Raw genomic sequence first — 273 nt, forward strand, 5'->3', positions numbered from 1 at the left:
TCCTCGAAGAGGCTGCGCTGATGACCACTGAGACGGTGAGGGCCTTCTACGGGATCGTAGCTGCTGGCCCGGATGTTGACACGCCGCCCTGGCTGTTCATCCTGGCCAGACACATCGACGCCTGGGACAAGGCCTCACAGGCCTACATGATGGCCGTGCATCAGCATGCTCGGCCTGTCCTCAATGACATGGAGCGCCTCTCCGCGTCGAAGTAAGCCGGGGGGCTGGGGGACACCCCAGTGAGCCCGAAGGGCGTTGCAGAGGGAGGGGTAC

The 273-nt window shown here is 64.1% G+C and carries 1 protein-coding gene; it reads left to right on the forward strand.

Annotated features, from left to right (window positions below):
* Nucleotides 1–215, forward strand: a 215-nt coding sequence (locus tag ABG80_RS08095; RefSeq protein ID WP_235513789.1) for a hypothetical protein, incomplete at its 5' end; no start/stop codon positions are given.
* Nucleotides 216–273: the final 58 nt, after the last annotated feature.

The organism is Aquabacterium parvum (genome assembly GCF_001447195.1).
In the GTDB taxonomy this organism is placed as follows: Bacteria; Pseudomonadota; Gammaproteobacteria; order Burkholderiales; family Burkholderiaceae_C; genus Aquabacterium; species Aquabacterium parvum.